Annotated in this window: 19 protein-coding genes and 2 tRNA genes; 12 read left to right on the forward strand and 9 right to left on the reverse strand. The window is 43.8% G+C overall.

All coding sequences use genetic code 11. The features are described 5' to 3' along the window. Window positions 1-5: 5 nt before the first annotated feature. Window positions 6-947 (forward strand): protein translocase subunit SecF, encoded by a 942-nt coding sequence (gene secF, locus ABUE30_RS09470; RefSeq protein ID WP_408623580.1) that lies wholly within the window; start codon window positions 6-8, stop codon window positions 945-947. Between the two features lie 414 nt (window positions 948-1,361). Further along, window positions 1,362-2,534 carry an alpha-hydroxyketone-type quorum-sensing autoinducer synthase gene (gene cqsA / locus ABUE30_RS09475; RefSeq protein ID WP_408623504.1) on the forward strand — a complete coding sequence of 391 codons (1,173 nt, stop codon included), beginning with the start codon at window positions 1,362-1,364 and terminating at the stop codon, window positions 2,532-2,534. A 28-nt stretch (window positions 2,535-2,562) separates the two neighbouring features. Here cqsA and ABUE30_RS09480 read toward each other — a convergent pair whose 3' ends face one another. Together ABUE30_RS09480 and ABUE30_RS09485 are read right to left on the reverse strand one after the other, a co-directional pair. Further along, on the reverse strand, window positions 2,563-4,377 hold the full coding sequence (locus ABUE30_RS09480; protein ID WP_408623506.1) for an ATP-binding response regulator: 1,815 nt from the start codon (window positions 4,375-4,377) through the stop codon (window positions 2,563-2,565). A gap of 379 nt (window positions 4,378-4,756) precedes the next feature. Continuing rightward, on the reverse strand, window positions 4,757-5,359 hold the full coding sequence (locus ABUE30_RS09485) for an HAD family hydrolase (RefSeq protein WP_408623507.1): 603 nt from the start codon (window positions 5,357-5,359) through the stop codon (window positions 4,757-4,759). Between the two features lie 92 nt (window positions 5,360-5,451). Between ABUE30_RS09485 and ABUE30_RS09490 the strand changes: the two genes are divergently transcribed. Further along, a complete protein-coding gene (locus tag ABUE30_RS09490; RefSeq protein WP_408623508.1) occupies window positions 5,452-6,276 on the forward strand; it encodes a pyridoxal phosphatase in 825 nt (274 codons plus the stop codon). Here the strand turns inward: ABUE30_RS09490 and ABUE30_RS09495 are convergent. After that, window positions 6,262-7,992, reverse strand: a complete 1,731-nt coding sequence (locus ABUE30_RS09495) for a bifunctional diguanylate cyclase/phosphodiesterase (protein ID WP_408623509.1) — start codon at window positions 7,990-7,992, stop codon at window positions 6,262-6,264. The genes ABUE30_RS09490 and ABUE30_RS09495 overlap by 15 nt on opposite strands. A 292-nt stretch (window positions 7,993-8,284) precedes the next feature. Here ABUE30_RS09495 and ABUE30_RS09500 point away from each other — a divergent pair. Further along, window positions 8,285-8,360 (forward strand) — tRNA-Ala (locus ABUE30_RS09500). A gap of 35 nt (window positions 8,361-8,395) precedes the next feature. Further along, a tRNA-Ala gene (locus ABUE30_RS09505) sits at window positions 8,396-8,471 on the forward strand. 52 nt (window positions 8,472-8,523) lie between these two features. Here ABUE30_RS09505 and ABUE30_RS09510 read toward each other — a convergent pair. Then, window positions 8,524-9,132, reverse strand: coding sequence for an arylesterase (locus ABUE30_RS09510; protein WP_408623510.1), 609 nt, complete (start codon window positions 9,130-9,132; stop codon window positions 8,524-8,526). Between ABUE30_RS09510 and ABUE30_RS09515 the strand changes: the two genes are divergently transcribed. Continuing rightward, window positions 9,107-9,790 (forward strand): ABC transporter ATP-binding protein, encoded by a 684-nt coding sequence (locus ABUE30_RS09515; RefSeq protein ID WP_408623511.1) that lies wholly within the window; start codon window positions 9,107-9,109, stop codon window positions 9,788-9,790. The genes ABUE30_RS09510 and ABUE30_RS09515 overlap by 26 nt on opposite strands. Beyond that, entirely contained in the window at window positions 9,777-12,212 is a 2,436-nt protein-coding gene (locus tag ABUE30_RS09520) for an ABC transporter permease (protein WP_408623512.1), read from the forward strand. The genes ABUE30_RS09515 and ABUE30_RS09520 overlap by 14 nt, the downstream gene beginning before the upstream one ends. A 76-nt stretch (window positions 12,213-12,288) precedes the next feature. Here ABUE30_RS09520 and ABUE30_RS09525 read toward each other — a convergent pair whose 3' ends face one another. Continuing rightward, complete coding sequence (locus tag ABUE30_RS09525; protein WP_408623513.1) at window positions 12,289-13,188, reverse strand: TIGR01777 family oxidoreductase; 900 nt, start codon at window positions 13,186-13,188, stop codon at window positions 12,289-12,291. Between the two features lie 110 nt (window positions 13,189-13,298). Here ABUE30_RS09525 and ABUE30_RS09530 point away from each other — a divergent pair, with 110 nt between their 5' ends. Further along, window positions 13,299-14,006 (forward strand): SDR family oxidoreductase, encoded by a 708-nt coding sequence (locus tag ABUE30_RS09530; protein WP_408623514.1) that lies wholly within the window; start codon window positions 13,299-13,301, stop codon window positions 14,004-14,006. Here ABUE30_RS09530 and ABUE30_RS09535 read toward each other — a convergent pair. Continuing rightward, the gene (locus ABUE30_RS09535) at window positions 13,953-14,429 is read right to left on the reverse strand and encodes a 2-amino-4-hydroxy-6-hydroxymethyldihydropteridine diphosphokinase (RefSeq protein ID WP_408623515.1); all 477 of its coding nucleotides are present in this window, start codon (window positions 14,427-14,429) and stop codon (window positions 13,953-13,955) included. The two genes, ABUE30_RS09530 and ABUE30_RS09535, sit on opposite strands and share 54 nt — an antisense overlap. Before the next feature lie 102 nt (window positions 14,430-14,531). Between ABUE30_RS09535 and ABUE30_RS09540 the strand changes: the two genes are divergently transcribed. Further along, window positions 14,532-15,575, forward strand: coding sequence for an AI-2E family transporter (locus ABUE30_RS09540; protein WP_408623516.1), 1,044 nt, complete (start codon window positions 14,532-14,534; stop codon window positions 15,573-15,575). Here ABUE30_RS09540 and ABUE30_RS09545 read toward each other — a convergent pair. Continuing rightward, entirely contained in the window at window positions 15,545-17,431 is a 1,887-nt protein-coding gene (locus ABUE30_RS09545) for a glucose PTS transporter subunit IIA (RefSeq protein ID WP_408623517.1), read from the reverse strand. The two genes, ABUE30_RS09540 and ABUE30_RS09545, sit on opposite strands and share 31 nt — an antisense overlap. Window positions 17,432-18,143: 712 nt before the next feature. Between ABUE30_RS09545 and licT the strand changes: the two genes are divergently transcribed. Then, entirely contained in the window at window positions 18,144-18,989 is an 846-nt protein-coding gene (gene licT / locus ABUE30_RS09550) for a BglG family transcription antiterminator LicT (protein WP_408623518.1), read from the forward strand. A gap of 444 nt (window positions 18,990-19,433) precedes the next feature. On the opposite strand, the gene pta is transcribed toward licT, so the two are convergent. After that, a complete protein-coding gene (gene pta / locus ABUE30_RS09555) occupies window positions 19,434-21,566 on the reverse strand; it encodes a phosphate acetyltransferase (protein WP_408623581.1) in 2,133 nt (710 codons plus the stop codon). 82 nt (window positions 21,567-21,648) lie between these two features. Then, window positions 21,649-22,857 (reverse strand): acetate kinase, encoded by a 1,209-nt coding sequence (locus tag ABUE30_RS09560; RefSeq protein WP_408623520.1) that lies wholly within the window; start codon window positions 22,855-22,857, stop codon window positions 21,649-21,651. Between the two features lie 299 nt (window positions 22,858-23,156). On the opposite strand from ABUE30_RS09560, the gene yfbV reads away from it, so the two are divergent. Both yfbV and ABUE30_RS09570 read left to right on the forward strand, forming a co-directional pair. Further along, window positions 23,157-23,600 carry a terminus macrodomain insulation protein YfbV gene (gene yfbV, locus ABUE30_RS09565; protein ID WP_408623521.1) on the forward strand — a complete coding sequence of 148 codons (444 nt, stop codon included), beginning with the start codon at window positions 23,157-23,159 and terminating at the stop codon, window positions 23,598-23,600. Window positions 23,601-23,659: 59 nt separating this feature from the next. Beyond that, entirely contained in the window at window positions 23,660-23,992 is a 333-nt protein-coding gene (locus tag ABUE30_RS09570) for a hypothetical protein (protein ID WP_408623523.1), read from the forward strand. The last annotated feature ends 12 nt before the right edge of the window (window positions 23,993-24,004 follow it).

Raw genomic sequence — 24,004 nt, forward strand, 5'->3', positions numbered from 1 at the left:
GTGTGATTTCGTTATTTAAACCTAGAGGCACAGTTGATTTCATGGGGCATAATAAATTGTCCATGATATTAAGTGTTGTCTTAACCATTGCCTCGCTTGTTTTATTGGCGACCCGCGGTTTGAATTTTGGACTAGATTTCACTGGCGGGACGTTAGTGGAAGTTCAGTTCCAGAAAAATATCGATCTGCAGGATGTTCGCCACGCTATGGCGCAGCAGAATTTCAAAGATGTGGTAGCACAAAACTTTGGTGCCCGCGGTGATGTACTGTTACGCATGAAGCCGTCCAGCAATAATAATGCTGAGCAGATCGGTGACAAAGTGATGGGAATATTGCAAACACTTGATAAAAACGTGCAAATGAAACGCATCGAGTTTGTCGGTCCAAGTGTCGGCAGTGATCTAGCAGAGCAAGGAGGACTTGCCATTTTGGCCGCCTTAGGTTGTATTCTGATCTACGTGGCCTTTCGTTTCGAATGGCGGTTTGCGGTAGGGGCTGTGTTAGCTTTAGCTCATGATACGATTTTAACTCTTGGGTTATTTTCGATGATGCGAGTGCAGTTCGATTTAACCGTGGTGGCTGGTTTATTAACTCTGATTGGCTATTCATTGAACGATACTATCGTTGTATGCGATAGGATCCGCGAGAATTTTCGTAAGATCCGTAAAGGCGCTCCACGGGATATTATCAATGCATCGATTACTCAGGTTTTTAGCCGTACGATCATTACCTCGGCCACCACTGCGATGGTGCTGGCGGTCTTGTTCTTCTTAGGGGGCAACCTGATCCATAGCTTTGCGACTGCGATGTTATTCGGGATTATTGTCGGGACCCACTCCTCTATCTATGTAGCTAGCTCGTTGGCGCTGTGGCTAGGGGTAAAAAAAGAAGACTTTATGCCAAAAGTTATCGAAAAAGAAGGTGCGGATCAAAAGCCACTTCTGTAATTGTTGTTGTTAGTTTAAAAGCGGCTTAAGAAGCCGCTTTTTTTATGCCTGTCATATATCCCTATTTAGTCAATCTGTCTTGCCTACTCACTCATTTACTTGCTCATCCGTTCCTTGCTGAGCCAAGATCGATGACTTACGACTCGATGTCTGTGGAAATGAAGCGGGACATTTTCGCTATTGCGAGTGAGCCCTTATGATCTTTAGGTTAAGCGCAATTGTAGTGTTGATTGGCTATGGCAATTGCTGCTTTGGCACTCATGTCTGAGTAATTACCAAAATATGCAAAAAACTAATCAATGATTATCTTTTAATGAGTATTAGCACTTTAAGATGGACAAGGACGTTGATCACTTACCCCAAGTGGTCAACAGGAGGCAATTGTGCCTAATCTATCTAAGGAGCTAACAAGCTATGTCTTACACAAAAGAATTACCTGATTTTATTCAATCGCGCATTGATTTTTATGTTGATGACCTGATTAAAGCGAATAAAAATGGTAAGCATTTGGTATTGGGGCAACGGCCTAAACCCAATGATATTGTTTTACAGAGCAATGATTATTTATGTTTGGCCAATGATCAGCAAATCCGAGCTCGTCTTCAGCGCTCACTTGAGACGACTCAAGATAGTATCTTGATGTCGGCTATCTTTTTACAGGATGAACAATCCAAGCCAACCCTAGAGCGTGATCTAGCTGAATTTGTGCATTTTGACCATTGTCTGTTATCGCAATCAGGATGGAATGCTAACACGTCGCTACTACAGGCTGTCTGTGCACCCGATAGCCACGTCTATATCGATTTTTTTGCACATATGTCGATTTGGGAGGGCGCGCGCTATGCAAAAGCGCAAACACATTCATTCGTCCATAATAATTGTGATCATTTGCGTAAACTGATTCAGCGTTATGGACCTGGCGTGATTGCGGTTGATGCGGTTTACAGCACCATTGGCACTTTAGCACCACTTGCAGAATTGGTCGCTATTGCCAAAGAATACGATTGTGCACTTATGGTTGATGAGTCACATTCGCTAGGGGTTTATGGCGAAAGTGGTCGTGGTTTGGTGGCCCAACTTGGTTTATCCAAAGAGGTTGATTTTATGACAGCGAGCTTAGCTAAGACCTTTGCCTATCGCGCTGGAGTGATCTGGACCAATAATAATGCCGCGCAATGCATTCCGTTTGTCAGTTATCCCGCTATTTTCAGTTCGACTATGTTGCCTTATGAACTCGAAGTACTTGATGAAACACTTCAAGTAATTCGCCAAGCAGATCATAAGCGCAAAGTGCTCTTTGAAAAGGCCGATAACTTACGAATGGGACTTCGTGATTTAGGGGTGAATGTCAAAAGCCAATCGCAAATTATCTCACTGGATACCAGTGATGAGCGTAACACTGAGGAGGTTCGTGACTATTTAGAAAGCCACGGCGTATTTGGGGCGGTTTTTTGTCGCCCTGCTACGACTAAAAAGCACAATATCATGCGTTTTTCTGTCAATAGTTCGCTTAACAACCAACAGATCGATCATATGTTGGCTGTCTGTCATGATGCAATGAATAAACATCATTTGGTTATTCGCTAAGTACTCATAGCCCCAAGTTTACTTGGGGCTATATCCAACGGGTTAGCTTATTGAGTAAATTTTCTTTGGCTGATGGTTTAACCAAATAATCATTCATCCCGCAGTTTAACATGCGTTGAATCGTGGCAATCTGACTATCACCCGTATGGCCAATAATGGGAATTTGCTGATAGCTATCGTTTGACGAACGAATAGCTTGGGTGGTGGCAAAACCGTCTAAGACAGGCATCTCGATATCCATTAAGACTAAATCGATAGGTTCTTGAGCTATTAGTTGCAGGGCTTGTTGGCCTTCATTGGCTTGAATAACATGGTAGCCATGTGTTTGCAACATTAGGGTCGTTAATTGTCTGACCGATTGGTTATCATCAACCACTAAAATACTTTTTTGTCGCGATTGTTTTTCTGGTGTGGTGAGCTGAATATTGTTTGGAATAATTGTTTCAAATAACAGTTTCTCGATCATCTCAATGCCATTTTCGACAAGCTGATCAACGTTGATTTTTGGCAACAAGGGTGTAATGGCTAGAGGTCCGTGTGGCTTTGACGCGTCAGTATCGACTAAGCAAATGACGGCGTGATCAAATAAGTGTACTAAGGGTTTGCCATGTTGGTTAAGTGTCGTCGAATCTATAAAAATAAGATCGGGTTTACGCCAACTATTGGTATGCGCTAGGATCTGTTGGGGCAGACGCTGCTCAACATGAAATTGATAGTGGTGAGCCAGCTGTTCAAGCTTTTGGCTAAATAACTTTGATTGTCCAATATATAAAATGGCTTGAGTGGCAAGTGTATCTAATTTGAGTTGATTGACACTGCGGCTAGTATACGTTGGAAATAATAAAGAGAATTCTGTCCATTGCCCAAGTTGTGATTGGCAACTGATGTCACCGCCTAGCGATTTCATGACGCGTAAACAAAAGGGCAGGCCTAAGCCAAAGCCACTTGCTTTATCTTTTGTATAAAAATCCTGAAATATCTGCGGAAGGACTTCTTGACTTATCCCTGCGCCATTATCTTTGATGCTAATTTGTGGATGGCCGTCAATGATCTTTAGCGTAATATCGATTTGGAAGTCATCATGACAGCGGTAGACCAGCGCATTTTTGATTAGATTATAGAGTACATATTTAAGTAATATATCACTACCAAAGTAACTTGCGTGAAGTTCGCTAGTAAACCGAACCGCTTTGCGCTCCTCATTATTCGTATACGAATAATCGCGCAGAGCCGTATGGATCACAGTAGTTATATCATGTTGTCTAAATGTCGCGATTGAAATTCGATGCTGGTCGATGGAGGTCAGTAGAAGATCAATAGTTTCTTGGCCGCCATGGATCACGTCATTTGCTTCTTGGAGCAATTGTTCGACCTGTTGGTACTCTAGTGCGGTGAGCGGGTGATGGGATGGGCCACGTTTGAGTAGTAATGTTTTTAGAATATCAACAGTTGACTGTAGCGCACTTAACGGGTTTCTAATCTCGTGAGCGATGCTTGCTCCAAATGACTTGGCAAGTGACGTTTTGGATTCGTGGGAATTCTGATTTCGAATATAGAACATACTGCCAAATGAATAGGTAAATATAAAGATCGGAATATAAGACCAATGAAAAGCACTTAAAGGGGGATGATTGAGTTGAATGTCGGCAATAAAATAGGCGAGGGCAAAATTAATCACCGCTTGTACTAGCATCACTTTGGTGTCATAGACGGTTAAAATATGTAAGAAGGTGGCCGCCATTAATGACAAAACCCAAACATTACTCCAGTGGTTCATAAACAACATATAACTGAAGAAAAACGGCAAACAAAAACCAATAGCAACCAAATAATAAATGGGCATATAGTTTTGTATCAGTTTGGGCAGCTGTTTTCTTAGTGCTATAGGGATGAACAGCACCGAGCAAACGACACGTATCCCTAGCGATTCATAAGGCTGAGGGAAGATATACGTCCACACATAATAGTAGATAGGATAACCTATTATCGCCATGCAGCTAATGAGCGTTAGGTTAGGCTCTGAGTATAGATATATTTTTTTTGCAGCGTTCATTATAGTGCTAACAATCAACTCTCTACTCAATGGTTAATTGAGTGTACGTGATTACATTTTTAATTGAAATGATAGATTCATGTTTAAAGGCAACAACGTAAAATTGCAGCAAATATTTAACCATTTATCAACTACAATCGCTTGCCTGTAGACTTGTTTAATGGGAGCGTTAAGCGCATGAAAAATGCGCGTCTAGTTGCCCATCTGACTTGACTTGAACCACATCCATCTGTGCCTTTCTAGCGGCTTCAAAGCCTAACTCTGTATCTTCAAAGACTACACATTGATTCGGTGTAACTGCCATTTTCTGAGCGGCTAATAAAAATGTGTCAGGGTGAGGCTTATGGCAGGCTACATCATTTGCACTGACAACGACATCAAAATAGTGACGGATCTGATTGGTGGTTAGTAGCGCTTCAGCATTGTGACGTTGACTCCCTGTCCCAATCGCCATTTTGAGTTTGCCATGGTAATACTGGACGATTGCCATAGTGGTAGGAATGACCTTACATTGATGGCGTACCTGGGTGAAATAATGGGCTTTCGCTTGACTGACAAGTATTGGATCCAGGTGTAATGACTGATGCTGGTTAATCAGGTCGATGATTTTAATTGAAGGCATGCCCCCGAGGCTATTTAACCATGCCTCGTCAAATTGGAATTGATACTGTTGGGCAGCATGCTGCCATGCTTGAAGATGCATTGGCATTGAGTCAATGAGAGTACCGTCCATATCAAAAATAATGGCCTGATAACGAGAAAGATCGAGCATAAGGCTCCTGTGCGGCAGTTCGCTAATTGGTAATAAACAAGGTATTGTTAAGCACTAAAATTTGCAAATAAAATAAGCTACGGGGTTTCTTTATGAGTTATCGATTGGTGGCGTTTGATCTCGATGGGACATTGCTTAATTCACAGCGGCTGATCCCTGCCGAATCGATTCAGGCGATCCAAGCGTTGCGTGCTCAAGGGGTTCGAGTCGTTCTGGTGACAGGCCGCCATCATGTGGCTGTGCGTGCTTATCACCATCAGTTACAACTTGATACGCCAGTTGTGTGTTGCAATGGAACTTATTTATATGACTTTCAAGAGGATCGTGTGATTCATGGTGCGCCTTTGAGCCGCGAGCAAGCTGAACAAGTTTTAGAGCAGATGGCGGATGACTCGATTAATATGTTGATGTACACCACTACGGCAATGAACTATCAGAAATTGGATGATCATCTAAAAGGGCTACAAGAATGGGCCCAAACGGTCGCGCCAGAGCTGCGTCCAGTGCTCAATCAAAGTGATCTGTATTCGCTGATTGAACAGGGTGAAACAATTTGGAAGTTCGTTGCTTGTGGTGATGACACTGATTATATTCAGCAACAAGTTCAACAACTTCAGCAGCGGTTAGGGTTAAGTTGTGAATGGTCATGGTTTAACCGCGTAGATATCTCTGCACCCGGAAACACCAAAGGCAATTGTTTACAGCAATTATTGCAAGATTGGCACATTGACCCATGCGATGTGATCGCGTTTGGTGATAATGGCAACGACGTTAGTTTGCTAAATGCCGCAGGTGTTGGGGTAGCGATGGGCAACGCCGTTGAATCACTCAAAGAAGTCGCCGACTACATTAGTGCTGATAACGATCATCAAGGTATTGTGCAAGGATTAAAGCATTATTTTTCACTGAGTGAGTAACGAGGTATCTTGATCATAATAATAATGGTCAGGAGCTACTTTGGCTTGTTTTTTGGCATAACTGGCAATTTCACTGAGCTTATCTAGCGATGGTTCAAGGCCTGCGTGCCAGCGTGTGATACCGCAAGCCAGTTGCGTAAGTGGGAAAAAGGTATGCTGACCACTTCGGCTTAGCCCCTCAATCCCACCGCGCACAATATCTTCTTGGCGATAAAGGGCTCTACTACGTTCGGCAAAGATATGTTGCACTTGCCGAACGGCTGATTGCCAGACATCGGCTTCGGTGAATATTACAATAAAATCATCGCCGCCTAGATGACCAATAAATCGAGCATAAGGTCGCAGATAATTGGTTAATAGTTGGGCGACTAATCGGATCATTTGATCGCCACGTTCATACCCACAGCAATCGTTGAATGGTTTAAAATTGTTCAGATCAAAATAAGCGACTTCAAACGGCTTTCCCAAGGCAATGAGACTTTGTAGCGTTCGATGTAATGGCACATTTCCAGGTAACATGGTTAAAGGATTGGCATAACGAGCCAACTGCAGGCGGTAGTTGGATAAGCGTCGAACCAGCTCTAAAGCGTAGCCTAATCCTTGATAGATGCCATACTGAGTAATAATAAACGCGCCATCTAAGTCATTGGCATTGGCATGACTTAATTTTCGTCCGACTTCTGATAATGGCAAATGGTTTTCCACAATGATGGGTGCGCAATCCATGATATCCGCCACTGTTGTATGTTGATTTAAAGAGTGACCGAAGGGCCCAGAATGTCGCTCGAGTAGTTCTTCACGGCGGACAATACCCAGTACCTTTTTATGTGCATCAGTAACAGCCATATAGCCTAATTGTTTGTCATGGCGCATTTGATAAAGTAACTGATGTGATGATAGATCGGGCGAGATAGATGGAATGTTATGTAATAGTGAAGCGGCGGTATAGGGTTCATCATTGGATGGCCACGTCATCTTTTGCATGTGTGAAAGTGATTGCAAAGTTGATGCTGGCTTTTGAATAAAGAATCCCTGTAAATAGCAGATGTTGAGGTTAGTAAGCAACTCAACTTGTTCTTGAGATTCAATTTTTTCGGCAATAATGATCGTATTGAGATGTTCAGCGATTGTGATTATTTGTTCAATCAAGGTCATGGTATTTGGATTGCTGAGCAAGGTGTCGGCAAAAAAACCATCCAGTTTGATATAATCAGGCTCAATTTGTAACAAGAGTTTTAAACTGGAATAGCCGCTACCAAAATCATCTAATGCGACATCAATATTATGTTTACGTAAGTGGGTTAAAAACTGCACATGCTGGTCAGTTAAATCAAAGGGTTGATCCTCAGTTAATTCTACAACGAGCGGATGGCGGTTGTTCCAGCAAGTCAATTTTTGTTCACTGATATTGATATCGCGCATTAATGCACTAGGTGATAAGTTGATAAAAATTTTCTCGGTGAAGTTTTGGGCAAGCGCTTGCTCGATGGCCAGTTCTGCGCAAAACCATTCCAATTGGTACAACTGATCATGTTCTTGTGCTTTGGCAAACAAGGTTTGTGGATAAAAGTAAGGGCTATCACTGGGCCCACGAGCTAACGCTTCATAGCCGAGAACTTGGTGATGTAAATGATCCCAAATCGGCTGGAAAAATATAGTAATATTCTTACTATGAATCAGTTGGCTAATTATGTTGGACTGTTTCTGTTGTGTCATGCCTGTCGCGCCCTTGTTTTACCTATATCCGTCCTGATTGCTCAAACAGCTATGTGTAACAATATTATATGAACTTATAATGATATGAGTGATGATCAATCAAATGAGAGCCATTCGCTTTGTTGTGATTTAGCTGATTGGCTGTATATTCAACCGCTTATATAGTCGTCGAATATCGCGCAAATTACCAACAAATAAACAGAAATCTAAAAAAAGAAATAGCAAGCACTTGACACAAAAGCATCTCCCTCATAGAATGCGCCTCGCCTTCATAAATTGGCATAAGACGTTTGGGGTTATAGCTCAGCTGGGAGAGCGCTTGCATGGCATGCAAGAGGTCGGCGGTTCGATCCCGCCTAGCTCCACCAAATGTGTTTTATGTGATAATACCAGATTATTTGAAGGGGCTATAGCTCAGCTGGGAGAGCGCTTGCATGGCATGCAAGAGGTCGGCGGTTCGATCCCGCCTAGCTCCACCAAATTCCCAAATTCCCAAATTCCCAAATTCCCAAATTCCCTATATTTTTCTTTTTAAACCCCAATGATTGGCTTTAGAAATTTAGCAACCTGCTCTGCTATGAGTGATTGTGCCTTGATACTAGGATGGATCCCATCTTGCTGCATCATCCCTTTTTGTGAATAGATCGGTTCGACAAAAAAAGGTAATAGTGGAATCTCAAACTGTTTGGCTAATTGATGATAAACTTGATTAAAGGCATGGGTGTAACGTTTGCCATAATTTGATGGGATCTTGATCTCAGTAAGAATGACGTGGCATTGACTGCGCTGAGCTTGATGGATCATTTGGGTGAGTTGTTTTTTCAACAGTGAGGTTGGCAAACCTTGTAAGCCATCATTCCCGCCTAGTTCAAGTAGACACCATGTGGGCTGATATGTCTTCAATAAGATGGGTAAACGCCGAGCGCCACCACTGCTTGTTTCGCCACTACTGCTCGCATTGATAATATCAATGTTGGGTAGTTTTTTTTGCATCAGTGTTGGCCATGCCTGCGTGATATTCATGCGATGTCCTGAACTTAAGCTATCACCTAAGATCAATAATTTTTTTGATGCTGCATTGGCATTTAGGCACCAAATAATCAGGAGACAAGTGATGAACCCAGAGACAATTTTATGCATTGATAACCTCACTAAGTCGATGGATGATGGTCAAGATGCCCCATTTCAATTATATCAGCAAGTGAATCTAACGATGACAACAGGTCAGTCGATTGCACTGGTTGGACCTTCAGGCTGTGGCAAATCAACCTTATTGTCTATCATCGCAGGATTAGAACCATTCTCTCAAGGAGAAGTCTGGTTATTCGGTCAAGCGTTGAGCCAATTGCATGATGAACAGCTTTGCCGCCTGCGCTCACAATACCTTGGTTTTGTCTTTCAATCCTTTATGCTGATCCCAGGTTTTAGCGCCGCTGAAAACTTACAGATGGCTCGTTTTATTCAAGGGCAGCCATTATCGTTTGCCAGTGCGCAGGCAGTGCTCGATCAAGTGGGTTTAGCTGATAAGGCCAACCGCGATGTCGCTCATCTTTCCGGTGGTGAACAACAGCGAGTTGCATTAGCCCGCGCGATTGTCAGCAAACCGAAGTTGTTGTTAGCGGATGAGCCGACTGGCAATCTTGATCCCGCAACCGGTGAACGAATCAGTGATTTAATGTTTGAATTAAATGAGCGCCATCAAATTGCACTGATTCTAGCAACTCACGATTCACAACTAGCGGCGCGCTGTGAGCGCTGTTATACGATTCGTCAAGGGAGCCTTTATGCCAATGACTAAAAGGTCATCTTCGCTAGGCTATGCCTGGCAGAGCATACGGGGGCAATGGAAAAGTGGCATGCTAGGACTGATGGCTTATGCGGTTGTGCTATCAGTTTGCTGTATTGTGTTAGGTCGGTGGTTATCGATTAGTTTAGATCAACAATTTGGCCAGCAGAGTGTGGTGTTATTTGGTGCCGATCGCGTTATTACCAGCGCCCAGCCGATTCAGCTCAGCTCAGCTATTAAACAACTTCCTTTACAACGTAGCCAGTCAGTGGTGTTTCATACCATGGCCTATAGCGGCGATCAGATGCAACTTATTCGGGTGCGGGCAACCGATAGTCAATTTCCGTTAAGAGGGCAGTGGCAGCATGAGCCTGCGCAATCACTGCAAGCAGGGCAACTGTGGCTCGATTCCAGTGCTCTGCAGATTCTTGGCTTGAAGCGTGGTGATGTGATTAGCATTGGAGCAGCGAAATTACGGGTTGCTGGCCGCTCGCTCGCAGAACCAACTACTGGGACACAAACCTTTTGGCTTGTTCCAACCGCGGTGATGAGTTTGGCTGATCTGAAAGCAACGCAGGCCATCGGCCCCGGCAGTCGCATTCAATATATAGAGAGTTTTGCCGGTTCACGTGCAGCACTGGCTAAGCTTGACCAAATTGCGAAGGCGTTTCCTACCCGTTGGCGTTATCGCCAAGCGCAGCAGTTTGGTTCACGGACTCGTGATTGGTTAAGCAATGGTCAACGTTTGATTAGCATCAGCGTGGCCTTTATTGTTCTACTCTGTTTTTATACTCTCTTAATTGCGATGCGTGGTTATTTACGCTCGCAGCGGCGTTTGATGATTGTGGCTCGTACCTTGGGGGCGAGTAAATCGCGTGAGCGAAGTTTGCTATTTTTGCCGTTGCTATTGGTGTTTTCAGCGGCCACATTGCTGGGCGCTATTGCCGCTTGGCTGATTTTTTTAGGTGCAACGCATTGGGGGCCAAGCTGGCTGCATCTGAGCGCCCAGCATTGGCTAAACCTTACTTGGGCCGGCGCACCAACACTCACTGCTTGGCTGATGCTAGAAGCTGCGTATCAGTTGGCCCGTCGTCAGTCGTTACGGGAGTTGTTTAAATCGACGTTAACTCTACGTGTCATGACCCTTGTGTGGGGATTACTCAGTGTGTTGGTGCTGCTAGGGTTATTGCAAAGCTGGCGATGGTTTTTATTGTTTGGCGGGGCAATTGTTGCTGCTATGCTGATTGTTCGTCTGAGTCGCTATCTGTTGGTCGGGTTGTTTTCTAAGTTAAGTTCTCGTTATACGCTGCATTTAGCGCTATTGCAGCTTAAACGCAGCGGACCTGCTTGTGACAGTATGGTGCTTGGGATTACTCTAGCTATGGGGTTTACTGCTGCATTATGGGGTGCTCAACATCAGTTATTAAGCCAATGGTTGAATGATTTGCCAGCCCAAACGCCCAATTACTTTTTAGTGAATCTACAACCTACATCGGTGGCTGAGCTTAAACAGCAAGCGCAGCGTTTTGATGTGAAACTTTCTATACCCTATACCATCGTGCGAGGCCGTTTAAGTGCGATTAATGCAACCGCATTGTGTCAAAAAGATTGTTCGGATAACCAGCCCAAGGCATTAGGGCGAGAGCTAAACTTTACCGAGAGTGCTCTCCTAGCCGATGACAACAAAGTGGTAGCAGGCCAATGGTTCAAACCATCCCAACCACCTAGCGTATCGTTAGAAGCTGATTTTGCCAAACGGATGCATATTCAACTTGGCGATAAGCTCACATTTACTATCTATGGCAGTCGGATTAAGTTTCCTGTCACTAGTATTCGTCAAGTGAATTGGCAATCGTTTCATCCTAACTTCTTTGTGATTTTTTCACCCAATGCACTGGCGGATTATCCGGGAATGGTGATGACTAGTGCTTATGTACCCGCTTCTCATGCGGGTCTGTTTATTCGTGCGATCCGCAAGTTTGATCCGGGGTTCAGCGCCATCGACATCGACCGATTGATCCAATCTAGCCGGCAACTATTAAATCAGTTATCGCTGGCTATTCGCAGTATTGCTGGGTTATTGGTGATTGCTGCTGTGTTATTGTTGAACGCTCAACTTGGGTTGAACTTATTTGAGCGCCGCCAACAGATCGCTGTGTTGCGATTATTAGGCGCAAATCGCTCACAACTTACATTAGCCTTATTAGTTGAATTTTCAATGCTCGGAGGCTTAAGCGCATTGTTAGCGGTAGGCCTTGCGCAAGGGATCCTTTGGCCCTTAGGGCAGTGGTTGATGCTACCGGCACAAAGTTATGGCTTGCTGATGTTGGCTGTGTGTATCTGCGGGCCGGTAATTGTGTGCTTGGCCGTGCTGCGATTTATTCGCCAGCTTGTGCACCAACATCAATGGCAACGCTGGGGCGCTTTTGATTAAGGCCCTGCCCAAGTTTGCTTAAATGCGAAAAAGTGCCCAGTGGTGAGGTGAGCATATAAAAAGCCGCAGATTACTGCTAGTGGTTGAGTAACTCGATGAGGGCCTCATCTAATTGTTTGAACATAAATTGAAATCCTTGTTGTCGAAGTTTTTCCGGAATGGCGCGCTGACCGCCAAGAAGCAGCTGACTCATTTCACCTAATGCTAATTTAAGAGCAAATTGAGGGACTCGAATGATTGCTGGACGGTGCAACCGTTTGGCTAAGCTGCGAGTAAACTGCGCATTGGTGACAGGGGCAGGAGCTGTGAGATTAAACGCTCCTTGGCAGTTTGGGTCATTGAGAAGATATTCGAGCGCACGCACCATATCATGCATATGGATCCAAGGCTGATATTGCGTGCCAGACCCGATCACACCGCCTAATCCCAAGCGAAATGCGGGCAGCAACTGCTTGAGCATCCCCCCATCATGACCTAAAACAAGACCAGTACGGAGTAGACAAACCCGGCAACGAGTTTGTGCTTTTAACGCATTTAGCTCCCATTTAGCGCAGATCTGATGTGAAAAATCATTAGCCAGTGGTGGGGATTGTTCGGTTAAAATTTGATCATGTTGATCGCCATAGAAACCGACGGCACTGCCACTTAAAAATACCTGAGGTGGGTTCTTGCTGGCTGTAATTAACTGACAAAGCTGTTCGGTGACTTGCCATCGACTGTGGCAAATCTGTTGTTTTTTCTTGCTGCTCCAACGACCTGAAGCAATGGGTTCACCGGCTAAATTAATGACCGCATCAAAATTGTCAAAATTTGCGAATTGATTTAGATCGCTACAGACATCAATTTGATGACCTAATTTTTTAAAGGTTTTGAGCGGATGGCGAGTGAACACCACAATTTGATGACCATGGGCAAGTAAATGTGGAATCAAATGGCTGCCGATAAATCCACTGCCACCCGTTATAAATATACGCATAATGTGGACTCGATACTCAGCATGCCTTTACCATAGCAAAAATTCATCATGTTGAGTATGACTAATGATAAGTCAGTAGAATTCAATTCACCTATTGAGAGAGAAATAGTATGAAACACGCATTTATCACAGGTATTGGCCATCGACTCGGATTTTATCTCGCCCTGCGCCTTATTGATCAGGGGTATACCGTCAGCGGTCAATATCGTAGTGAACGGGATACCCTTGCTAAGTTGTCCAGCCAAGGCGTCACGCTTTATCAAGCCGATTTTACCAAGTGGGACTCGTTGTGCCAGTTAGCTGAGCAACTTAGCCCATTACCTCGTTTAGATCTGTTGGTACATAACGCTTCAGCATTTTATCCCACTCAAGATGACCCGCAGGCACAGGCGCAAGATATGGCAAAATTTGCGGCGGTGCATATGCAGGCACCGTTACTACTCACCGAAACATTAAGTGATGCGCTTAAAGCGGGGGAGGATAGCTGTATTGTGGCGTTAACCGATATTTATATCCATCATCCTAATCCACGTTTACATGCCTATTGTGCCAGCAAAGCAGGACTAGATAATTTAATGCAATCGTATGCATTGCGTTTAGCGCCTGAGGTCCGTGTCAACTGTATTGAGCCGGGACCGATCTTATTTTTGGATGAACATGATAGCGCTTACCGCCAACAGATTCTCGATCGTACTCCATTGCAATGTGAGGGTGGGCTTGAACCTATTTGGCAAGCTCTAGCCATGATTATACAAAATCGCTATTTAACTGGAGCACGCATCGCGGTTGACGGTGGTCGCTCTGTGGCCCAGCTGTAATGGGGATTGATTGTTAATGTTAAAGGTGAAGTACTCAGCCGCTTGCGCTGGGTTTTCCTGTGTAAGCTCTTGATATAAAGTGTGCAGATAATCTGGAATATCAAAGCACTGCTCAGATGCGTCGATATTGAGAATATCAAGGTCAAGCACGCGATCTTTTGAGCTACTGTTTGGATCGCTGCGGTCACGGCCATGGGCTATTTCCAGTTGATTAAAAAAGGCTTTGATCTGTGTGCGTGTTAGTGAACTGGTAAATTTAAATAAACTGTTTACAAAAACATGTTCACTGGCCATATTGCGAGGCTGAGTGTAGATGAATGACGAAAACGTTACTTCGTTGAAATAATAGACTAACTCGCTGACAGCTTCAGGCACGTGTTGCTGGGGATCAATATTGCTACCTAAACTACATAGATAAAGCATCTAAATTCCTTGTACGTTTAAAATGGGTTACCTTAGTCAATGAGATAACCTGTATATACTAACCAGAAATATCGATTTTGGGATCACTGAATGAGCCATCAGATGAAGAAATATAGCCCGACAGGGTCAGTTGCTCAATTTTTGTTAGCTGGAGCCGCGTTGGTCGTTCTATTAGCAGGATTGAAAGCCGCAACCCCCATTTTACTCCCCTTTCTGTTGGCACTGTTTATTGCCATTATTGCCAACCCTGCAGTGGTGCAATTGATGCGCTGGAGGATCCCTCGGGCGCTGGCGATTTGGTTGATTCTGATTTTTATTATCGTGCTTATTTTGGCTTTTGCGGGGGTAGTGGGAAGCTCTATTCGTGGCTTTCAGCAGTCTATTCCACAATATCGGAGCCAATTGTTAAACCATTTAGCGTGGTTAACCCACTTGGCCAGCTATCTGGATATCCATATTTCGAAAGAGACGATTAGCAGCTATTTTGACCCCGGAGTCATCTTTGGTGTATTTGCCAATACACTCAGTGGGTTAAGTAGTATGGCGACAGATTTTTTTATTATTTTAGTGACAACTATTTTTATGTTGTTCGAAGCGGACAGTCTGCCTAAGCGCTTATATCGTGATGGTGGCGTTGATCATCATAATTCACCTTTTTATCGCTTTTCTCGTTCGGTGAATCATTATATGGGGGTGAAAACACTCGTCAGTTTAATTACCGCAGTGCCGATTACCTTGGTTTTGTGGGGACTTCATCTTGACTATGCTATTTTGTGGGGAATATTAGCATTTTTACTCAATTTCATTCCTAATGTCGGTTCATTATTGGCTGCGGTTCCTGCCGTATTATTGGCCATTGTGCAATTGGGGACGAGTGATGCGCTGGCGGTTGCATTTACCTATTTAGTGGTCAATTTGTTAGTGGGCAATGTGATTGAACCGCGAATGATGGGACGGGGGCTTGGTTTATCATCGCTGGTGGTGATTTTGTCGTTAATTTTTTGGGGATGGTTATTTGGAAGTGTTGGAATGCTACTCTCGGTGCCATTAACGATGGTGGTTAAAATTGCCCTAGAATCAAGCCCTGATGGACAGCGTTTTGCTCGTTGGCTGAGTCACCCAGATGAACTGGATGCCGGCCATTGAGAGTCAAGCAAATCATTAGTAATCACAATCAGTGGTTGGCTGTTAACGATTTCGCTTGATTGGGTGTGAGTCACATCTTGAAACTGCTCGGCATTAGTGATGAGAATTGGGGTGGTTAAGTCAATACCAGCCTGTAGCAGTGCATTTCGATCAAAGTGAATCAGTGGCTGCCCTACGGCAACTTTATCACCGGTTTGCACGAAGGCCGTGAAATAAGGATGACCAAAATGGGCGGTGTGCAATCCGATATGGATCAACATTTCAATGCCGTCTTCACTTTGCAAACTTATCGCATTATGACCACTGAATAGTTGATGTACTGTGCCGGATATAGGGCTGGTAACTATATTATCGCTTGGCTCGATCGCAAGTCCTTTTCCGAGCATCTGTAGTGCGAAGGTCATGTCATTGATCTGCTCTTGTGTAACAATCGTCCCCGATAAAGGGCTTGGCAGTAGCTGTGAGCGGGCGACCAAGTTTTGTTTGACACTAGGTGCTGGCTCGATAGGTTCGTTTTGAGAAGCGCTCAATGGGCTTTTCATCGTGAAATAACTGCCTATAAATGCGCCCAAAAAGCTGATCATGATGGCAGCTATGATGGCCGTTGTCTGCGCATAAGAGATGGTTGCTGTGTACAGTAAAGTTAATAAATTCGGTAAAATCATCGAATAGCCGTAGCTGGTTTGACCCGCGATCAGTGCGCCAGCACAACCAGCGCTCAAACAGCCCCACATAAAAGAGCGATTTGATCTTAAAGTCACGCCATAAATAGCCGGCTCGCTGATACCCAATAGACTTAATAATGCAGCGAAAAAACTCTGATAAGCATCGACCTGGTGGCGCGTTTTAAGCCAAACAGCGGCCGCTGCACCACTTTGTCCCAGTGCACTACAAGCTAAAATAGGAGCTAACACACTGAATTCTAAATGTGGGATCAGGAGTATTAATATGCCCCACTGTAATCCCAAGAGGCCTATGATGGGCCATAAGCTAGCCAGTAGGAAGCCTGCGACCATGGGCTGAATAAAATATAGCTGGTGTTCGTGATACGCCAGTATATTTTGTAATGAATAGCCAAGTGGACCCATGACAAGAAAGGCAAGTGGAACAAGGATGAGCAGACAGAGCGCTGGGGTGATGACAATACGCGTGACTGGTGACAGGTGGTGATCCAAATAGTGCTGTAATCTTGCCATTCCCCAAGTCAACACAATGATGGGAATGACGGCCGAGCCATAATGAAAATAAGGAATATTAACGTGCCCAAATCGAAGCAGAGTATCGACGGGCCAGCGGGTGTTGCTATCCAAATGAAGGAGTGATGCTGCGATGACTAACGCAATCAATGCCGAGGCACTCAGCCATTTAGCGGTGCGAAAAGCAATTAACAACGGCAAAAAATAAAAAGGAGCATTGGCTGCCGCAGAGAGGATTTGGTAAGTACCATCTTGTGGTTGTACGGGGGTGTATAGGATCATGACAACTAAGATGAATCGAAGAAATCCAGCAGCAATCAGAAAGGGCAGTAGGGGGGCTAACAGTTCAACCAATTGCGCGGACAGGTGTTTGATGTGTAATTTTTTTGGGGATGGTTTTTCGTTGCTGGCGTGTTGGTCAAGCCGGTCGGATATAATCTCAAATAATTCATTAACGTTTGCACCAATGACCAGCTGATATTGCCCCATCCCTTCAACGATTGACAATATTTCATCCATTGCTTCAAATTCGGATGAATGGATCAGCGAGTGATCATGCAAATTAAATCGCAGGCGTGTTGCACAGTGTGTGACAAATTCGATGTTGCCACAGCCACCTACGCTAGCAATGATAGTAGTTGCAAGTTCGTCGTTTGTCATGACTACCAATGAGTTGAAATGGTCCGGTAACGAGTCATCAATTCGGCCTATAGGTGAGGTGCTTTGCTCAATGAGGGCTTTTCTAAAGTCCACTTGGATATATCAAAGTCTCAATTGATTGGCGTGATGGCTACAATGCTTTGAAAAAGTAGCGATAAAACGTCAATGCGTCAATGAATATAAGCCACTCATTTAGTGGGTTTTCTGTGGTTGAGCAGGCGGGTTATTTAAGATTGTAGATATATCAGTGCGCGGAAGATGTCGGCATGATGACTATCACACTTTTGATCGATGAAAATTGTATCATTGAACGAAATTTGTATGCTGGTAGTTCCATGCTTTCTCACTTATAAGATAAATTTTCTAAGTCATTCAACATGGGACGCAAAGTCCGAGACATTCTGGTAGAACATATTTGATTGAGACGAGTTCGTTCATAAGGTGCATTGTCTTTTAGCTGAGACGCTGCCAGCGAATTGTTGGGTTGTTGAGCAAATATATACATTTCATTTATGGTAAAAAGGTATGACTAAATGAGTAAAACACAGGTTTAACAAGCCCTAGAGAGACAGATATTTTTTCTTCACTATGAGGAATTTAACATATTGATTTATATAAGTGTATTTAATGGATTGTACCGATTATGATACATTGAATACTGCACTGGGAATACGCTTTGTTGTGGTTTAGATAATGGGGCTTTTGTGACGCAATGTTAAAAATATCTAAGGTCTTAAATAATAATGTTGTCGTACTTGATGACCACGGACAAGAATCCATTGTCATGGGGCGTGGTCTGGGGTTTCAAAAGCGTCCTGGTGATAGTATTGATTCTGCAATGATCGAGAAAACTTTTTCTTCATCAGAGCCTCTCGTCAGCGATCGACTTACTGAACTTTTAAATGATATTCCCATAGAGGTGATTACAACCACTGAGCGCATTATCGCTGTGGCGCGTGAGCATCTTAAAGGCAAACTACATGATAGTATCTATATCTCGTTAACCGACCACTGTAATTTTGCCATTGAAAGGTTTCGTAAAGGGGCCTTGATTCATAATGTATTACTTTGGGAGATCAAGCGGTTATATCCGGATGAGTTTAGTGTAGGGCTAAAAGCGCTCGATTTGATTGAGAAATATATCTATTTTCGATTACCGGAAGATGAGGCGGGTTTTATCGCTCTGCATTTTGTGAATGCACAGCTTAATGGCGATATGCAAGGGGTCTATCAGATTACAAAAATTATTCAAGAAATCCTAAATCTAATCAAATATCAATTAAATATTGATTTCAATGATGAATCACTCGACCAGCAACGCCTAATTACCCATCTGAAGTTTTTTGTGCAAAGAATGTTAGCAGGTGATCAATCAGAGATTATAAATAGCCCATTAGATGAGGCTATCCATGCCCAGTATCCTGAAGCTAACTACTGCGTGGGTAAAGTCGCCAAGTACATTTCAGAGCGTTATCACTATATGATTAATAATGAAGAGCGAATGTTTTTGACGCTGCATATTGGTCGAATTTACGAAAAAAGTCCGAAGAAGCAATAGCGCAATTTAAGGGGTGATATGGCGAGCTGTTTTGCGTCGGTCAGTGAGATATTTATCTCAGTATTGAATTAAAGGTATTCCAGAGTTTTCACCTCTATAGTGGTGCTAAAAAATAGATTAATAAATGCCCAAACGAGTATTTGCTCGCGATCAATCATTGTATTTATGACAGAACTATGATTGTGAATAAAAAAGGGGTTTTTGGTACTTTATCCACAAAATCTGTGGATTAAATTGTGGATGAAGTTGTGTATGTATAATAATTCACTGATTTATATGATTTTTATAGACTGGGTAAAAATTAGGTAGTGAGCTAGAAAATGGCTATTTTTTCGATACTTCAGTAACAATATCTCGTGAGTTATCGTTAATATGGCCTTCTTCATCGCAAAAAAAAACCACTTCATATTTTGAAGTGGTTTTTTAGTTCATTCCATCAACTGACTAATTTTTTTGGCCAGCTTGAATGGCTGTCAGTGCAATGGTGTAGATAATATCTTCAACCAATGCACCACGAGATAAATCGTTGACCGGTTTTGCCATACCTTGAAGCATCGGCCCAATACTGATGAGCTCGGCGCTACGTTGTACCGCTTTATAGGTCGTATTCCCAGTATTCAGATCAGGGAACACGAAAACTGTTGCTTTACCGGCTACAGGACTGTTTGGCGCTTTACTTTTCGCCACATTTTCCATAACCGCTGCATCATACTGCAATGGCCCATCAATGGAGAGATCAGGGCGACGTTCTTGCGCTAACTTGGTTGCTTCACGGACTTTATCCACGTCACTCCCTTGGCCTGAGTTGCCAGTTGAGTAACTAATCATCGCAACGCGAGGCTCAATCCCAAACGCAATTGCAGAGTCTGCTGACTGAATAGCAATATCAGCGAGCTGTTCAGCTGTTGGATCAGGATTAATTGCACAGTCACCATAGATAAGGACTTGATCAGGCATCAACATAAAGAAAATCGATGAAACTAAGTTAGCACCGGGTGCGGTTTTAATCAATTGCAGTGCCGGCCGAATAGTATTCGCAGTGGTGTGAACGGCACCAGAGACTAAACCGTCAACTTCACCTTGGGCGAGCATCATCGTCCCCAAAACAACGTTATCTTCGAGTTGTTCACGAGCAACAACTTCGGTTAAGCCTTTTTTCTTACGTAACTCACACATTGGCCCAACGTATTTTTCACGGATGACTTCAGGGTCTAAAATAGTTACCCCATCACCCAGCGTCACACCTTCTTGGGCGGCAATACGGGCGATCTCTTCAGGGTTACCAAGTAGTACTGAACGTGCAATACCGCGAGAAGCAGCAATAGCCGCCGCTTTAATAGTACGTGGCTCATCACCTTCAGGCAGAACTACTTTTTTGCCTGCTTGGCGGGCCATTTCAGTTAACTGATAGCGGAACGCAGGCGGTGATAAACGACGTGGGCGCGCTGACTCAGAAGCTAATGATTCAATCCAGTGTTTATCAATGTGTCCGGCGATATAGTCCTGAACTTGTTCAATGCGGTCAACATCATCAACAGGAATTTCCATGTTGAAGCTTTGCAGCACTAACGCAGTTTGCCAAGTATTGGTGTTGATTAACATCATTGGCAAGCCGGTAGTTTGCAGAGCTTGTTCACACAATGCGAGGACTTCTTTTTCAGGGCGATAGCCACCGGTTAGTAGTAATGCGCCGATTTTAACGCCGTTCATTGCTGCCAAACAAGCTGATACGATCACATCAGAACGATCGCCGGATGTGACCAGTAGACTACCCGGATTGAAATGCTCAATCATATTCGGGATACTACGTGCACAGAAAGTTACACGACCTAAACGACGGGTATTGAGTTCCCCTTCATTGATGATCGTGGCACTTAGATGATCCGCTAAATCTTTTGCACGAGGTGCGATTAACACAGGATTCCAAGGAATACAGCCAAGGATGCGCATCGGACTTTTGCTGAACATCTGCAAAACTTCCAGATTAGTCGACATCGAAGGTGCGTTTTTGTCGAACATCTCGGTTAGGTCTGGACGGCTAGGGTGGCGTTCATCAATTGGTGCGCCAACTTTGTTAATGATGCAGCCGATGATGCGTTTATTGCTGATGCCCCCAAAACTGTTGATGGCAATATCCATTCGTTCTTTCAGTTGCTGCGATGAGTTGTTGCCTGGACTGGTGACAAATACAATATCAGCATCTAACGCTTTAGCGACGCCATAGTTCACAGTTGACGCATATGAGCTTGAACTGTTTGGCACCAAGCCTTCAATGACAACTACTTCGGAGTTTTGGGTTCCGTCATTATAACGGGCAACAATCATTTCCAATAAGTCATCAACCTGATTGGCACTGATCATGTTTTCTGCAACATCTGCAGCGAAAGACTCAGGCGGCGTTATATTGGTCGCATTACGGATAATTTCGGTGGAACGTTCCGGACCAGATCGGCGATAATAGTTGGATTGTGCGATGGGTTTGAAAAAGTTCACGTTCACGCCATTGCGTTCCATAGCACGAACCATTCCTAAACTAACCGAAGTAACACCAACACCGTCACCGATCGGTACTAACATAATTGTGCGAGCCACTGCTCTACCTCACTTACTATGTTGATTAAATTACGAAGGGACCTTAACGGCCCCTGATTTTTGATTCTTAGTTTGCTGTTTCAACCAAAGCGGTTGCATCGCGTGCGATGACCAGTTCTTCATTGGTTGGAATCACGAACATTGGGCGACTATCCGCTGTTGAAATGGTCCCTGATGCGCCAAAACGTGCGTCTAAATTGGCTTGTTCGTCAACGATGACACCTAATAAGCCTAAATGGCTGACAATGCGAGTTCGAACAGGGGCTGCGTTTTCACCGATACCACCAGTGAAGACAATTGCATCTAATCGTCCAGCTAATGATGCCGCATAAGAAGCGATATACTTAGCAATGCGGTAGCAGAATACTTCTTTCGCTCGCAACGCTGCATCATCACCAGCAGATGCATGCTCTTCAACCCAGCGACAGTCACTGCTTGCTTCGGTTAACCCTAAAAGCCCAGATTCTTTGGTTAGCATATGATCGACTTCGTCCAGCGAATAGCCAAGACGATTCACTAAATGGAAGATAATAGCTGGATCGATGTCACCACTACGGGTACCCATCACAACACCTTCTAAAGGTGTTAATCCCATGCTGGTGTCGACACATTGGCCATCTTTAATTGCAGAGATGGAAGCCCCATTACCCAAGTGAGCTGTAATCAAGTTACATTCACTTAAATCTTTACCCAGCATTTTTGCCGCTTCATCTGCAACATAGCGATGGCTAGTGCCATGTGCGCCATAGCGACGAATACCATGATCACGATATAATTTGTAAGGCAGACCATAGAGGTATGCTTTACGCGGCATGGTTTGATGGAATGCAGTGTCAAAAACAGTAACATGTTTGAGATTCGGGAAACTTTGCATCGCTGCACGAATACCAACTAGTGCAGGTGGGTTATGTAGCGGTGCAAAATCAGAACACTCTTCAAGCCCTTTTATGACATCATCATCGACAACAACCGATGCAGTGAATTTTTCACCGCCGCTGACAATACGATGGCCGACAGCAATGATATGTTCATTGAGTTCGGGATTTTGAGCCAAAATATTGGTCACGATAAAATCGATTGCTTCTTGATGAGTGGCCTTAGCGGACAGTGGTGACTCGGCTTTTTCACCATTGGCTTTCCACTTAATACGGGCGTCATCAAGTGTCAGACATTCAGCTAAACCTGTGATTTTTTCATCACCGGATTCAGGGTTAAGAATCGCAAATTTGAGGGATGAACTGCCGCAGTTCAATACCAGAACAAGCTTATCGCTCATGGATCATTCCTGTAGATTGGTACCAGAATAAATCAGTTGCCAAAGGATGCGTTTGGAGCAAGGCGCTGACAACTGCACTTTAAATGGATTAGAACAGTTTTTGCATCAGTATTAGTATCGAATGCTATTTCGATCTACACTGAGTGAAGAGGCCAACTGATCTTAGGTTCGAAACGGAGTCTGATCATAGCGAATTTGTTGTAAAATAAACACAAAACATTCAGTAAAAATTAGATTATCCGTAATAAAGTGACGATTTATTGGTCTAAATCAAAAATAATGCGCTAGGAATGATGGTTATGAGTGATTTTTCAACGACGATTAAAGATGGTGTAAGCTACGCAAAGCTTTGGCCCACAGAGCCATCACTGGCGCCGCTGTTTGTCGAGCAGCGTCTTATCCAAACAATTCCTTGGCTGAATAAAGTGATGCCCGCTCTGGCTGTGATCACGATTGTTTTACCTTACATTGGCCAGCAGACGAATTTATTGCCGCAATCTGCGGTGTTTGCTTTGCTGTTTTTAGCGGCGCCTTTTCATCTATATTATTGGCTAGGGCATCGAGCCAATACTATGTTGCCTCCTACTTTGGCGCATTGGTATCGAGAGCTCCATCATAAGCTTTCTGACGCGGGTGAGACAATGCAGCCCGTTGTGTCGCGGCCGCGTTATGTTGAGCTTGCTGATACGCTTAAAAAAGCATTTGCACGATTCGATAAAGGCTTTGTTATCTACGGTGATTGAAGGTCGTAGATTGCAAGAGAGCTATGTGCTTTAACCGATCTATTAGGTAAAAATAAAACATGGGTATTGAGTTTCTGTCGTATCAAGAAAGCGATAAAAACTATATCTGGGACACCTATGTCAAAGCAATGAGGCCGCACATTGAGAAAATGTGGGGTTGGGATGCTGCATGGCAAGAAAAGAACTTCGAACAAAGCTTAGTTGAGTACCATACATCAATACTAAAAATCCCAAGCGGTCGGGTTGGCCACCTCCAAGTAAAATACAATCCTGAGAACATATATAATAGCATTGCACTTGATAAAGATAACGTCCTCGATTTACATCGTGGCCCGCAGATAGACAACTGCGCCATGATTGGCTTGTTTGACGCAATCACCTTCGAAGTATAAACCTTGTGCTAA

The organism is Celerinatantimonas yamalensis, assembly GCF_046054155.1.
GTDB lineage: Bacteria > Pseudomonadota > Gammaproteobacteria > Enterobacterales > Celerinatantimonadaceae > Celerinatantimonas > Celerinatantimonas yamalensis.